Consider the following 12686-nt stretch of genomic DNA (forward strand, 5'->3'; position numbering starts at 1 on the left):
CATCCTTTGTTCTCGATTGATCAGCAACAAGGCGGAGACTTTCTTGAAGATTCAGAACTTTAAAGCCGAATCGCGGGGTAAAAGAAGATCTTTTACAGATTGACAAACCTGCCTATCCTACTTTTATATCGATTAGAGAGAACTCTCAAGACACAGTTTGGTGTTTTTGCTTTATCGGAAACACCCCTCCCAAAGTAGCAGCTTGTCAATAGTGTATCATCATTGAGAAAAATATTGGTGAAAACATCCTGTAATTTTCTCTAAATGTAAATCTTTTGTGAAGAGCACTGATGGTTCAGGGTCACTTCGATAATATATTGGCCGAGCGGCCGGCGGCCTAAGTCATGACAAAAAAAGCCGTTGACGGTTCAACGGCCTTTTTTCTTTACGATTCATCTCCCTTGAAAATGAACGATTCCTTTAAAGGTCTGCCTTCACTTCCTTTTTCCGTCCAAATTATGTCCACTTCCAATTCGGTCGCATTCTCTGCCAAAAGCAGATTTCGGTGTTTGACAGGGCTTCCGTGATTTAAGCTTTTGGCTAAAGAAACGGCATTTTCGTGAGGAATGTTCCAAAGCGAAAATTTCGTTGAAGAATTGGGCTCATCCCGATAGAGAAAAATTTCCGCCGAAGCTACATCGTGTCCAATGTTTTTGATTTCGACAGCATAAGTATGAAGCGCTCCTTTTTCCGGCTTCGCCATTCCGTTTCCGGCTTCGGCTTTACCGATTTGAACTTCCCATTGTTTTGAAGCTTGTTTAACCGGCAGTTCTTCAAACGTCAGCGCTTTCGTTTCAAATGACGGAACAATCAAGCCGAACAGGCACAATGCACATACGAAAAACCGCATATCTATCACTCCAGGATGGTTTATTTCCCCATATGTTTTCCTTATTCATAAATCCTATGTATACGGCGTTTCACTTCGGCTTTCGGCAGGGTATAAATAAAAGGACTGGAGGGATCAAGCAATGCCGCAAAACAATAACAATCGATATGAACTCTTTTTCAAAAAAAAGATACAAAGTTCTTCATACATTAAACGATTTTCTCATCGGTCTTTTATTCCTTGTCGGGAGCTTCTGCTTTTTCTCCGAGGAACTGAAGCAGGCGGGAATATGGATGTTTGTGATCGGCAGCTTTCTGCTGTTAATCAGACCGACGATCCGTTTGGTTCATGATTTTCACTACAGAAAGTTTGTTGAGAGCCGGCGTTCCAAATGCCGTGAGTAAAATCACACAGCAGTGAGAGATGTTAAGAGACCCGCTAAGAAGTACATATAAAAAAGGCCGAATCATATCGGCCTTTCCTCTATCACACAAGCCACTCCTCACAATCGGCGGCAAGCCGTTCCAACTCGTTCATAAAAGCGCCGGCATGATAGCCGTCACACACTGCATGGTGGACTTGCAAGGAAACGGGCAAAAATGTTTCTCCGCCTTCTGAAAAGTATTTCCCGTTTGTGATCATCGGCAGCAAGTGTTCGCTGTTATCAAGGTTTAAATTGAAGTTTGAAAAGCGCACCCATGGAATAGAAGAAACTGAAAACGTATTGGGCGGGATGTCCGGCTTAGCCCACAAGCCCCTTTTGTCTCCAAAGCGCTCGGCGTCCAGAAGATATTGACGATAAAACCGAGAGAAATCGTCTGAGTATTCTGTCCAGAGGGCGGAAAACGTTTGGTCGTCCTGATGAAAAATCGTATAGCACGGATGCATTTGTTCCCAATAACCCAGCTGTCCTTTGTCATCAAACGTTGTTCTAAACTCAGGGCGCGAATGAATGACCCTTGATACGATATAAATAAAAGCCGGATACAGCTTGAGCTTCTTTTTCTTGAGCACGGCGAGCAAATTTGTCACATTGACGTTTGCCGTTATGCTGAAAGAACATTTCGCTTCCTTCATGTAATGGTCAAAATAAGATTTTCTATACCATGTGTCAAGCTCGATTGTTTGAAAATTCATGTTTTACCTCCTAAAATATAGATTTTTATTTTAGGAGGCCTGCTTCACTGATTCCGGCAATATTCTCACCCCATCCTGTGTTGTAAATGAATTGTAGCGCGTTTCGGAGGCCCAGGCAACAGTCTCTCTTCTTCTTTGTCTTCTTGCTGTGCCATTCTCCGCCTCTCCACCTCCGGCTGTCATATAGGTTATACTGACATAGATCGGGGTGAAGATATGAACAGCAAATCACGATTGACGCCTGAAAGGTGGCGGGCGATTACGGAAAACGATTCCGCCTATGACGGAGTTTTTTATTACGCGGTCAAAACGACCGGCATATTTTGCCGCCCTTCCTGCAAATCGAGAGTTCCGCAAATCGAAAATGTGCAGATCTTTTTCAATGCAAAAGATGCTTTATCAGAAGGGTACCGCCCCTGCAAACGCTGCAATCCGGCCGGGGCGCTGCTGCCGGATGAAGAGCTGGCACAGCGTGTGGTGGAAATCATCGAGGAATCTTATCGCGATCCGCTGTCTCTGCAAACTTTGGCTGACAGGTGCCATATCAGCCCTTTTCACCTGCAGCGGACATTTAAACGAGTCAAAGGCGTCTCGCCGGCAGAATATATCCTGCAGAAAAGGATTGAGAAGGCATTCGATTTGCTTTCCCATTCAGAACGAACGATCGCAGAAATCGCCTCAATGGTAGGCATTGCAAATGCGGATTATTTTGCCGCTTTGTTTAAAAAGAAAACAGGGCAATCACCGACGTCATACCGGCAAATGAAACGGAGGTAAACATATGGACGATCAAATCGTATACTGGCGCACACTTACTTGCCGCGGTTGGCAGATGCACATTGCAGCGACTGCCCGCGGGCTCTGTTTTACAGGGGGATGGAATCAAGGCTTCGAAGAGCTGGCCGATTGGGCTGAAAAAAGATACACACAGCCAGTTTTCATTCGGGATGACAAAGGATTGGCAGAATACGCCGAGCAGCTGCAGGCGTATTTGAACGGCAAGCGGACTCATTTCAGCTTTCCTGTCGACCTTGCAGGCACGCCTTTTCAGCTGGCCGTGTGGGAGGCGCTCTCCGAAATCCCTTACGGCAGCACTTGCTCCTATTCCGATATCGCCGAGCATATTCAAAAGCGGGACGCTGTGCGGGCCGTAGGCGCGGCGATCGGCGCAAATCCGCTGTTAATGGTGGTGCCGTGCCATCGGGTTATCGGCAAAAACGGGCAGCTCACGGGATTCCGGGGCGGATTGGATATGAAAAGAGAACTGCTGATGATGGAGGCCGGCGGTGTAACCGCGCAATTCAATTAAAGCCCCGTTCGAAATTCGAACGGGGCCGTTTTGTTAAAAGTCAAAGTTATCAGGATCAGGGCCGACACGGGTGTTTTCATTCAGTCCGTCAATTTGCTTCATTTCCTCGATGGTCAGTTCAAAATCAAATATGTCCGCATTTTGGGCAATCCGCTCCGCTTTTGTCGACTTTGGAATCGTGATGACTTCGTTTTGCAAATCCCAGCGCAAAATGACTTGGGCGGGTGTCTTACCGTGCTTGTCCGCGATATCTTTCAGCAGCGGATGGCTGAGCAATTGGCCTTGCATCAGCGGTGACCATGCTTGAAGCTGGATGCCGTGTGAACGGCAAAACGCTTGCAGCTCTTTCTGCGTCAGCCGCGGATGATACTCAACCTGGTTGATCACCGGTTTGACGGCGGCGTCTTTCAGCAAGTCTTCCAGATGGTGAATCTGAAAATTGCTGACACCGATTGCTTTGACGCGCCCTTGTTCATAAAGAGTTTCAAGCGCTTTCCACGCCGCTTTGTAGCGTCCTTCAACAGGCCAGTGGATCAGGTATAAATCAAGGTAATCAAGTCCGAGCTTTTCGAGACTCGCTTCATAGGCTGCAATCGTTTCGTCATAGCCTAAATCGTCATTCCAGACCTTTGATGTGACAAACAAGTCTTCTCTTGAAATGCCGGCTTCTTTCAACCCTTCGCGAATTCCTTGTCCAACCCCCTCTTCATTTCCGTAGATAGCTGCCGTATCGATACTGCGGTAGCCGTGTTTGATTGCCGTTTTTACAGCTTGCACCAGTTCTGGTCCTTCTTCTACTTTAAATACGCCAAGTCCAAACCAGGGCATGGCCGTCCCGTTATTCAATATGATTCGATCTTGCAGATGTTTTGCCGTCTTCATCTAATTGGCCTCCTTCTATTTTTGTATGCGTCATGCGCAGTTTTTCTTTAAAGCTTGATTTTGTTTTTGGTCATTTCGTTCCAGCGCCCTGCTCCAGCCCGTCAGTACGACAGCGCCGAGGACCATCAAAGCTCCGGCCCATGGAGTATGAATCAAACCGATCGATTGTGTGATGGCGCCTCCTGTATAAGAGCCGATCGCGATCCCGGCGTTAAATGCGGCGATATTGACAGCTGATGCGACATCAACCGCCCCCGGAACAAACCGTTCAGCCAGAACCACCACATAGGACTGAAGCCCGGGGACATTGATGAATGCTAAAAATCCCATCAGCATGATGACGATAAAGCCCGCTGCCTGGTAAGGAGCAGCCGCCGTTAAGATAAGGAGCACAGCCGCCTGGGCGATGAACATATAGAATAATGCAGTAAGCGGTTTTTGGTTGGCCGCTTTACCCCCGATGATATTTCCGAGCGCGACGGCAATGCCGTAAGCAAGCAAAATGACGGCAACAGCTTCCTGTTTAAAACCCGTCACATGCTGAAGCAGCGGGGATAAATACGTAAAGACAACAAATGTCCCTCCATAACCAAGCGCCGTAATGATGAATAAAAGCAGCAGACGGCCATTGGTCACAAGTTTCAACTGGCTCTTGAAAGACGTTCGGACGCCTTTCGGCAAATCGCCCGGAACAAGTAAGCTGTTGGCGATAAACGCCAGTGCGCCGACAGCGACGATCGCCGCAAAAGCAATCCGCCAGCCGAACTGCTGACCGAGGAACGTGCCGATGGGAACTCCGGTAATCATCGCAATCGTCAGCCCGGTAAACATGATCGATATCGCTCCGGCTCTTTTATCCGCCGGGACCAGGCTTGCCGCAATCGTTGAACCGATTGACATAAATACGCCATGAGAAAACGCGGAAATCACGCGGGCGGTTAATAAAACACCGATGCTTCCGGCACATGCCGCAAGCCCGTTGCCAATCATAAAAATGAGCATAATCACAAGCAACAGCGCTTTTCTCGGCATACTGGATGTGACAGACGTCAAAACAGGTGCGCCGACTGTCACGCCCAAAGCGTATAACGATACGGTCAGCCCTGCCGTCGTCACCGAAATATTCATGTCTTCAGCAATTAAAGGCAGAAGCCCGACGCTGATGAATTCGGTTGTCCCGATGGCAAATGCGCTGGCCGCCAAGGCTAAAAGCGCTAATATGCTGCGTTTTTTATCATGAACAGAAGTCATTCTTTTCCTCCTTTCGTTTTTAACGTATAGCAAATGACTGCCGGCAAATGATATTATGGTACATATCATCTGTAAAAAAAAGTACGCACTTTTAAGTGTGATAGGAACCAAAAAGTAGGATAGGTACTTTTCGGTACCTATGGTTTGGAGGAGAACATGAAGCAGAAAAAGTATAATATATCTGTCGAAGCTACACTTGAAGTGATCGGCGGGAAATGGAAATGCGTGATTTTGTGCCATTTGACGCACGGCAAAAAACGTACGAGTGAGTTGAAGCGGCTGATGCCGAACATTACGCAGAAAATGCTGACCCAGCAGCTGCGCGAACTGGAGGAAGACGGCGTCATCAACCGGATCGTGTACCAGCAGGTGCCGCCGAAAGTCGAATACGAACTCAGCGAATACGGATGGACGCTTAAAGACATTTTGGATTCGCTGTGCGCCTGGGGTGAAACACATATTACGAAAGTCTATGGAGACAAATTTGCTGTTTTGGAGGACAGCGTGCTGAATGAACAATTAAAGGAAACATAACAAATCGATGGAGGTCAGGATGGGAAAATGGTTTCTTTCCGGAGGCGGGGATGCGCATCAAACCGAACGGCTGGATCGGTATTTTGCCGAGAGTCTCTGCCCTCATAAGCCTTTATTGTATATTCCGATTGCCATGGACGCCGACAGGTATGATGACGGCTTCGATTGGATCAGCCGGCTCTTTCACCCGCTCGGCGTTAAAAACATCGTGATGTGGACGGATGTCAAAGGTAAAACCGTACACGATTTAGACGCGTTTTCTGCCGTATATATCGGCGGAGGAAATACGTTTCGTCTGCTCAAACCATTCATTGAATCACATTTTATCGAGGTGTTAAAGCGCTATGCCGAAAGCGGCGGCACCATTTACGGCGGAAGCGCAGGCGCCGTCATTCTCGGAAAAAACATTATGACTTGCTCTTATATGGACCGCAATGCTTGCGGATTGCGCGATTTTAACGGCTTAAAGCTCCTTGGAGACTATGCCGTTTGGTGCCACTACAAGATTGAACATGATCCGCTGATTAAAAGATATAGGAATGCTTTTGGCACTCCCGTCATCGCCTTGCCAGAAGAAACGGGAATCGCCGCAAGCACTTCAGACATCCGGGTCATTGGAACAAAGCCCGCCCGTATTTTTAAAGAAGACGGCGCGGTATTTGTTTCAGATCAATTTGTCTTATAAAGCAAAAAAACGCTTCGGCTCATCAGCGAAGCGTTTTTCTTGATTTTACGACTGCAAGCCGTTTGACCAGGCTTTCCGTCAGAAAAAACACGGCTAAGCCTAAGCCTAGCAAAAAAGAAAAATTTGAAATCAACGGCTCACGATCAAAATATTCAAAAGTCGTATTCACAAAAAGTATCACGGCCCAGAAAATGAAAGCCGCACGGCAAGCTGCGTCTGCGGCTTTTTTCCTTTTGGATCTGCATCTTTAAAAAACATGACAACGCCTCCCAAGGAGACTCTCACACCCCAATCTGCTGATTTCCTTTGCACTTACTGTGTTCTTATTTCCTCTTCCGTTTCATAAAACCGCGCCAGCTCCACAATCATCGCTCCCATCCGTTCGAGGCCGGGAGCGAGAAGGCGTTCGACTCCTTCTTCTCTTAAAGCTTCTGCCGTCACTTTTCCGACAGCGGCCGCCAACACGCGGTCTTGAAACGATTGAACAATTTTCTCCCAATAGCCGTTTTCTTTCGCGAAATGAAAAAGCGAGCGGACTTGGACGGCCGTTGTAAAGCAAACCGCATCCACTTCACGGTTGATGATCTCGCTGCACAATAAAGCGACGGTTTCCCGGTCTGGAGCAACATGCCGATAAGGCAGAAGCGGAACAACGGCTGCACCTTTCTCTTCCAAAAACTGAAGCAGTGACGGAGCGTTTTCGCCGTGGAGCTGGACCATCACCCGTTTACCGGAAAAATCGTGGGATTGGAGCGAGTCGATCAGTCCCTTGGTCGTGCCGTCTTCATCCGCCGCAACGGGCGTAATGCCGAGCTTTTTTAAAGCGGCGATTGTTTTGTAGCCTCTCGATGCCGCTTTCGCCCCGCGGATCGCTTGTAAATAGCGCTCTCCGATTCCTAGTTTCTCAGCTAAGCTGGCAAGCGTTTCCGTACCGATTCCAGTCGTAAAAATCACCCAGTCGGCTCCCTTTTCAACAAAGGCACGCAATTCAGGGCCTACTTCTTTTTCAGCCAAAAACACGGTACCCTGAAGGGAACGAACGACGGGAACCCCGCCTTGCTTTTTGATCAACGTGCTTATTTCATCCGTTTTTCGCGATGCTCCGATGGCAATTCTTCTGCCATTCAATCCTTTTCCCAACGCAATCCCTCTTTTCCATATCTGTTTTTGTTAATGTAACGGTTTACTAGCATCTTCCAAGTGAGATATGATTGAATTATCAAAAAATAACAGGAGGTTTTTTCAATGTATTCTCAATTTGAAACCCGAGCCGAGCATTTGACGAAACATGCCCGTTTTTTCGAGTATACCACTGCCTCTGACCCGATTGGAAGCGGAATAATCAGCCCGGTTCCTGTGAAAGAGTTCGGGCCTGAATTGTATGAGACAGGTGAAACGCGGATCATCCCGCTGGACATCTCCAAAGAACTGAAGACGGATTATCCGGCTTCAAGCCCTTCCCTTCTCGCCCACTTCATCAAGATTCGTTCAGGCGACACGATTCACACCGCCCCCCGTGCGACAAGCGAACTATACTACATTGTCAGCGGCGCAGGGAAAACCGAAGCGGGCGAAGAGACGATTCACTGGCAGAAAGGCGATTTTTTGACTTTGCCTGCCGGTTCAAGCAGCCGGCATACCGCAGCAGAAAATGCAGCCATTTATTACATCACCGATTCACCTCTCCTGCATTATTTAGGCGTAAAACCGTCGGAATCCCGTTTTCAACCAACCCTATATACCGCTGAACAGGCAAAAGCAAAATTGACTGAAGCGGCCGCCGCTCCTGACGCCCATTTTCGAAACCGCATTTCCATACTCTTAAACAACGATATATTCGATCAAACGTTGACGATCACCCATGTATTGTGGGCGATGTTCGGCATCGTGCCTCCCGGCTCCAATCAAGCGCCTCACAGCCACAAGTCGGTGGCTCTCGATTTTGTCGCCTATGCCGCACCCGGCACATACACATTAGTCGGAAGCAAAATCGACCCGGCCACAAAGGAAATCATCGATCCGAAACGAATTGACTGGGTAACCGGAAAAGCTTTTATTACACCGCCGGGATTATGGCATTCCCACCATAATGAGTCAGATGAAGCCGCCTATATTATTCCCATCCAAGATGCGGGCCTGCAAACGTACCTCCGGACACTGGATATTCAATTTCAGCATTATGAAAAATAAAAAAGCGGGAAGCCGGATCATTCTTTTCGGCTCCCCGCTTTTCTATTTATTTTTCGCTTTCTTGTAAATCATGTCGGCGATTTCTTCGGCCTGTGCCTGAACAGCGTTTGGATCATACGGCCAGAATCTGTCCGGATCGAGGAAAAAGACATTGCCTTTTTTCACCGCATCAAGCGATGTCCAAACCGGATTGTCCTGATCTAGCTTTCCGTTGTATGATTCATCGACAAATATGTAGTCTCCGGAGTATTTCGGCAGGACCTCGAAAGATATGGCTTTATATCCGTCAGCCGTATCAATGGCATCCTTTTTAACAGATTCAGGCGGCGTCAGTCCCAGCTGCGTATAGATCGCTTCTCCGCCCCGATACCCGTATGCCCCGTAGACATACAAAGATTTTGCATATGCGCCGATTAAAGAGAACGTTTCACCTTGTACAGATGCATCTTTGATTTTCGCGCGGGCGGCTTTCATTTTTTGATTAAACGTTTTCGTCCACTCCCGAGCCTCCTTTTCCTTGCCGAGCAGCTTGCCAAACGTTTTCATTTCATCGCGTGCATCTTTAAACGTGCCGAACGGATAGACGACAGTGGGAGCGATTTTTGACAGCTTTTCATATTCTTTTGAATCGTTCGTCATCGATACGATCAAATCGGGTTTGAGCTCAAGAATCTTTTCCACAGATACTGAAAAACCGTCTTTTCCCCCGATATCCTTTATTCCTGAAACTTGATCTTTAATATATGGACTTCCAAGGTACTTTCCCGTTTCTCCAAGCGGCTTGATCCCGAATGCGAGCATGGTTCCCGCATAGCCTATCGTCACGACGCGCTTCGGATTGGCCGGTACAGTGACATTTCCGTTGATTGTTTTCACCACTCTTGTTTTCTCTTCATTTTTCTCTGATGCAGCCCGTTTCTGGCCGCTTTGACAGCCTGAAAGAAATACAGCGAAAGCGAGTAAAACGGTCAATATATAAGAATACTGCTTTTTCTTCATGTCCAACCCTCCAATTGATAATAATTATCATTATCAATATACAGGATATTCATCATCATGAGAAGTCCTTATTTGATTGATGGCTGATCAGGCCGCTCGTTCCGTCGGTAGTATTCAATGACAAATTCTTTAAAGTTGCGTGCCGCCGGCGACAAATAATGGTCTTTCAAGACGGCGAGACCGATCGTCCTCTCAGAACGGTAGTCTGATACTCGGCAAAATGCCACTGGAGAATGGACATGCTCCGCCGTTTTCGGCAGGATTGCCGCACCGAGCCCTGCTGATACCAGGCCCAAAATCGTTGACACTTCTTCCCCTTCAAAAGCAAGCTTCGGGCTGATGGACAGTTCCCGGCACATTTGATCAAACACATATCGAAGACCATACCCCGGCTTAAAGCCGACAAAGTCTTCGTGGGCAATGGATCGGATCGCGACTTCTTTCCGATCTGCGAGCGGGTGGTCGGCGGGAAGCACCAGGTAAAGCGGCTCAGTATCCAACACCGTCCATTCCAGAAGCTCGTTTGGTAGCGGCGGAGAGCTGAGGCATATATCAGCCTCGCCCGTCTCCACCATGTGCTGAAGATGTTCATTTGCGGCCTGATACAGACGGAAAGCAACATTCGGGTATTTCTTTTTAAATCCGGCAATCAGCTGCGGCATCAGCCGCGAACCAAGCGTATGCAAAAAAGATACCGAGATTTCCCCGGCATTCGGATTGACGCTTTCCCTGATTTGCTGGACGCCTTCGTCAAGGGCAAAGCGGGCCTGCTTCGCTTTGATGAGGAACTGCTCGCCGTATTTTGTCAGGCGGATCGATTTTGTTTTTCGAATAAACAGCGGGACGCCCAATTCCTCTTCAAGCTTTTTGATCGACCTGCTCAAAGCCGGCTGGGAAATCCGTTGTTCCAAGGCGGCTTTTGTAAAGTGTTTATGCCTGCTCACGGCAATAAAATGGTCAATTTGATAGAGTTCCAATGCTCATCCGCTCCTTCATAACTAAAACGCATGATGATGATAGTTATTATAAATTAGACACATCGCAAATGAAAGCGTACCATGAAACATAGATTGTCATTCTAGAAAAGAGGAGCTTCCATGACTTACATACAGCCGCATACGAAGGATTATCAAAAAGCAAGCATCGCCTTATTCATCAGCGGTTTTGTGACATTTGCCACGCTTTACACCACACAGCCGCTCATGCCTCTGTTTGCGGAGGAATTCGGCATATCGGCGGCAGCTGCAAGCTTAACTTTATCCATTTCAACAGGCATATTGGCTTTTGCATTGCTCACGGCAGCAGCTTTATCTGACGGATTCGGCCGGAAAACGATTATGGTAATATCTCTGTTTGCGACATCAGTGCTCGGCCTCTTGACTGCCTTTAGTCCGAACTTCGCGGCGCTCTTGGCGATGAGAGGGCTGCTTGGCTTTTTCCTTGCAGGCGTGCCCGCGATCGCCATGACTTATGTCGGAGAGGAATTTGATCCGCGAGGGCTCGGCAAAATGATGGGGTTATACATTAGCGGCACAAGCCTCGGAGGAATGAGCGGAAGGCTTTTGACCGGCCTTTTGACAGACTTGTTCAGCTGGCGCGCGGCGCTTGGAATCATCGGGGCATTATCAGTGCTATTAAGCTATTTGTTTTGGATTTTGCTGCCCCGGCCGCAGCACTCTGCTAAGCGAAAAACGGGCGTGAAAAAGGCGAGCCTGGCCTACGGCGCCGTCTTGATGAACAAACGGCTGCTGTCAATCATTTCACTCGGATTTTTATTAATGGGAAGCTTTGTTACGCTGTTCAATTATATCGGGTTTCAATTGATGGGACCTCCGTACAGACTCTCTCAAACTGTCATCGGGTTCATCTTTATCGTTTATTTGGCGGGAACGCTCAGTTCCGTCTATATGGGGAAGAAAGCCGACCGTTTCGGCAGCCCGTTGATGCTGAAAATCGGGATTGCCATTATCGCAGGAGGCGCATTGCTTACGCTTCTGCCGCAGCTTCCTCTGAAAATTGCCGGGATCGCTGTCTTTACATTTGGATTTTTCGGGTCGCATTCGATCGCAAGCTCATGGGTCGGGCAGACGGCCGGCGAACAGCGCGTTCAAGCTTCCTCCCTTTATTTGCTGAGCTATTATCTCGGCTCAAGCTTAGCGGGATCTTTCGGAGGCTTTTTCTGGACCCATTTTAAATGGCCGGGAATCGTCTCATTCATTATCGGGCTGCTTTTGATCGCTTATCCGGCAATTCTCTTTGCCGAAGCCAAAAGAAACAGGCGTCAAGACCATACATCAGATTGAAATAAAAGCTAAACTTTCTTCACCGCATGCCGATATTTAAATCAAAGCCAGCATGGCGATTCCTCCTGAAGATCAGCCGTTTTTAGAATGATTGAACACAGCCTGTCATGTTGGCTTTTCCTTTATCTCCCTCTATAATGGTTTGAGGGGGGGAATCATCATGCTTAAAACAATCGGTTTTTACGGATTTTTGGCATCTGTATGTTTAAATCTTTTTCTCAGGTTTGGGCTCAAGATAAACGGCACAGCGAATGATATCATCTCAATGATCTCCCTGGTATTCGTGCTGATGTACGTATGGGACGACTTGAAAAAACGAAGTGCAAAAACGCTCATCTTACAAGGAATCGCTCTCGTCATCTTTGTGGCGTTATTGGTGTTTGTCATCATGAAAGGGCAAACATTGATTGCTTCTCTGCCTTTTTTCGAGGGCTGGGAGACGCCGGCAAAATGGGGATATATTTTGCTTGTTTTGTTCTTGGGATCAAACCTTTTCATCTATATCAATGAAAAAATCACAAACTCTAAAAAAGAGGCATCCTGATCCATTCAGAATGCCTCTTTTTA

Annotated in this window: 14 protein-coding genes and 1 pseudogene; 8 read left to right on the forward strand and 7 right to left on the reverse strand. The window is 47.6% G+C overall.

The features are described 5' to 3' along the window. Positions 1-385: 385 nt before the first annotated feature. Positions 386-850, reverse strand: coding sequence for a hypothetical protein (locus BTA31_RS19005; protein WP_076793528.1), 465 nt, complete (start codon positions 848-850; stop codon positions 386-388). Positions 851-971: 121 nt separating this feature from the next. On the opposite strand from BTA31_RS19005, the pseudogene BTA31_RS23670 reads away from it, so the two are divergent. After that, positions 972-1233: pseudogene (locus tag BTA31_RS23670) on the forward strand (YrhK family protein). An 82-nt stretch (positions 1234-1315) separates the two neighbouring features. Here BTA31_RS23670 and catA read toward each other — a convergent pair. Continuing rightward, positions 1316-1966 carry a type A chloramphenicol O-acetyltransferase gene (catA, locus tag BTA31_RS19015; protein ID WP_076793529.1) on the reverse strand — a complete coding sequence of 217 codons (651 nt, stop codon included), beginning with the start codon at positions 1964-1966 and terminating at the stop codon, positions 1316-1318. A gap of 216 nt (positions 1967-2182) precedes the next feature. Here catA and BTA31_RS19020 point away from each other — a divergent pair, with 216 nt between their 5' ends. After that, the gene (locus BTA31_RS19020; RefSeq protein WP_076793530.1) at positions 2183-2743 is read left to right on the forward strand and encodes a bifunctional transcriptional activator/DNA repair enzyme AdaA; all 561 of its coding nucleotides are present in this window, start codon (positions 2183-2185) and stop codon (positions 2741-2743) included. 4 nt (positions 2744-2747) lie between these two features. Further along, positions 2748-3275, forward strand: a complete 528-nt coding sequence (locus BTA31_RS19025; RefSeq protein WP_076793531.1) for a methylated-DNA--[protein]-cysteine S-methyltransferase — start codon at positions 2748-2750, stop codon at positions 3273-3275. A gap of 33 nt (positions 3276-3308) precedes the next feature. Here BTA31_RS19025 and BTA31_RS19030 read toward each other — a convergent pair whose 3' ends face one another. Both BTA31_RS19030 and BTA31_RS19035 read right to left on the reverse strand, forming a co-directional pair. Then, complete coding sequence (locus tag BTA31_RS19030; protein WP_076793532.1) at positions 3309-4157, reverse strand: aldo/keto reductase; 849 nt, start codon at positions 4155-4157, stop codon at positions 3309-3311. A 30-nt stretch (positions 4158-4187) separates the two neighbouring features. After that, the gene (locus tag BTA31_RS19035; RefSeq protein ID WP_076793533.1) at positions 4188-5408 is read right to left on the reverse strand and encodes an MFS transporter; all 1221 of its coding nucleotides are present in this window, start codon (positions 5406-5408) and stop codon (positions 4188-4190) included. A 156-nt stretch (positions 5409-5564) separates the two neighbouring features. Here BTA31_RS19035 and BTA31_RS19040 point away from each other — a divergent pair, with 156 nt between their 5' ends. Continuing rightward, positions 5565-5942 carry a winged helix-turn-helix transcriptional regulator gene (locus BTA31_RS19040; protein WP_043926545.1) on the forward strand — a complete coding sequence of 126 codons (378 nt, stop codon included), beginning with the start codon at positions 5565-5567 and terminating at the stop codon, positions 5940-5942. A gap of 19 nt (positions 5943-5961) precedes the next feature. Next, on the forward strand, positions 5962-6627 hold the full coding sequence (locus BTA31_RS19045) for a peptidase E (protein ID WP_076793534.1): 666 nt from the start codon (positions 5962-5964) through the stop codon (positions 6625-6627). 312 nt (positions 6628-6939) lie between these two features. Here the strand turns inward: BTA31_RS19045 and BTA31_RS19055 are convergent, their stop codons facing one another. Next, positions 6940-7767 carry a uroporphyrinogen-III synthase gene (locus BTA31_RS19055; protein ID WP_076793536.1) on the reverse strand — a complete coding sequence of 276 codons (828 nt, stop codon included), beginning with the start codon at positions 7765-7767 and terminating at the stop codon, positions 6940-6942. Positions 7768-7872: 105 nt separating this feature from the next. Between BTA31_RS19055 and BTA31_RS19060 the strand changes: the two genes are divergently transcribed. After that, complete coding sequence (locus BTA31_RS19060; RefSeq protein ID WP_076793537.1) at positions 7873-8817, forward strand: cupin domain-containing protein; 945 nt, start codon at positions 7873-7875, stop codon at positions 8815-8817. Positions 8818-8859: 42 nt separating this feature from the next. Here the strand turns inward: BTA31_RS19060 and BTA31_RS19065 are convergent, their stop codons facing one another. Beyond that, a complete protein-coding gene (locus BTA31_RS19065; RefSeq protein WP_076793538.1) occupies positions 8860-9816 on the reverse strand; it encodes an ABC transporter substrate-binding protein in 957 nt (318 codons plus the stop codon). Between the two features lie 68 nt (positions 9817-9884). Then, positions 9885-10793, reverse strand: a complete 909-nt coding sequence (locus BTA31_RS19070) for a LysR family transcriptional regulator (RefSeq protein ID WP_076793539.1) — start codon at positions 10791-10793, stop codon at positions 9885-9887. A 120-nt stretch (positions 10794-10913) separates the two neighbouring features. On the opposite strand from BTA31_RS19070, the gene BTA31_RS19075 reads away from it, so the two are divergent. Together BTA31_RS19075 and BTA31_RS19080 are read left to right on the forward strand one after the other, a co-directional pair. Then, positions 10914-12119, forward strand: a complete 1206-nt coding sequence (locus tag BTA31_RS19075) for an MFS transporter (protein ID WP_076793540.1) — start codon at positions 10914-10916, stop codon at positions 12117-12119. 160 nt (positions 12120-12279) lie between these two features. Further along, on the forward strand, positions 12280-12663 hold the full coding sequence (locus tag BTA31_RS19080) for a YoqO family protein (protein WP_076793541.1): 384 nt from the start codon (positions 12280-12282) through the stop codon (positions 12661-12663). Positions 12664-12686: the final 23 nt, after the last annotated feature.

Origin of the sequence: Bacillus haynesii (assembly GCF_001969855.1) — a bacterium.
GTDB classification, from domain to species: Bacteria; Bacillota; Bacilli; order Bacillales; family Bacillaceae; genus Bacillus; species Bacillus haynesii.

What these genes read in the sequence shown, in the direction of transcription:
- BTA31_RS19005 (WP_076793528.1), bottom strand. Translation starts at nt 850, where the DNA reads ATGCGGTTTTTCGTATGTGCATTGTGCCTGTTCGGCTTGATTGTTCCG.
- catA (WP_076793529.1), bottom strand. Translation starts at nt 1,966, where the DNA reads ATGAATTTTCAAACAATCGAGCTTGACACATGGTATAGAAAATCTTAT.
- BTA31_RS19020 (WP_076793530.1), top strand. Translation starts at nt 2,183, where the DNA reads ATGAACAGCAAATCACGATTGACGCCTGAAAGGTGGCGGGCGATTACG.
- BTA31_RS19025 (WP_076793531.1), top strand. Translation starts at nt 2,748, where the DNA reads ATGGACGATCAAATCGTATACTGGCGCACACTTACTTGCCGCGGTTGG.
- BTA31_RS19030 (WP_076793532.1), bottom strand. Translation starts at nt 4,157, where the DNA reads ATGAAGACGGCAAAACATCTGCAAGATCGAATCATATTGAATAACGGG.
- BTA31_RS19035 (WP_076793533.1), bottom strand. Translation starts at nt 5,408, where the DNA reads ATGACTTCTGTTCATGATAAAAAACGCAGCATATTAGCGCTTTTAGCC.
- BTA31_RS19040 (WP_043926545.1), top strand. Translation starts at nt 5,565, where the DNA reads ATGAAGCAGAAAAAGTATAATATATCTGTCGAAGCTACACTTGAAGTG.
- BTA31_RS19045 (WP_076793534.1), top strand. Translation starts at nt 5,962, where the DNA reads ATGGGAAAATGGTTTCTTTCCGGAGGCGGGGATGCGCATCAAACCGAA.
- BTA31_RS19060 (WP_076793537.1), top strand. Translation starts at nt 7,873, where the DNA reads ATGTATTCTCAATTTGAAACCCGAGCCGAGCATTTGACGAAACATGCC.
- BTA31_RS19065 (WP_076793538.1), bottom strand. Translation starts at nt 9,816, where the DNA reads ATGAAGAAAAAGCAGTATTCTTATATATTGACCGTTTTACTCGCTTTC.
- BTA31_RS19075 (WP_076793540.1), top strand. Translation starts at nt 10,914, where the DNA reads ATGACTTACATACAGCCGCATACGAAGGATTATCAAAAAGCAAGCATC.
- BTA31_RS19080 (WP_076793541.1), top strand. Translation starts at nt 12,280, where the DNA reads ATGCTTAAAACAATCGGTTTTTACGGATTTTTGGCATCTGTATGTTTA.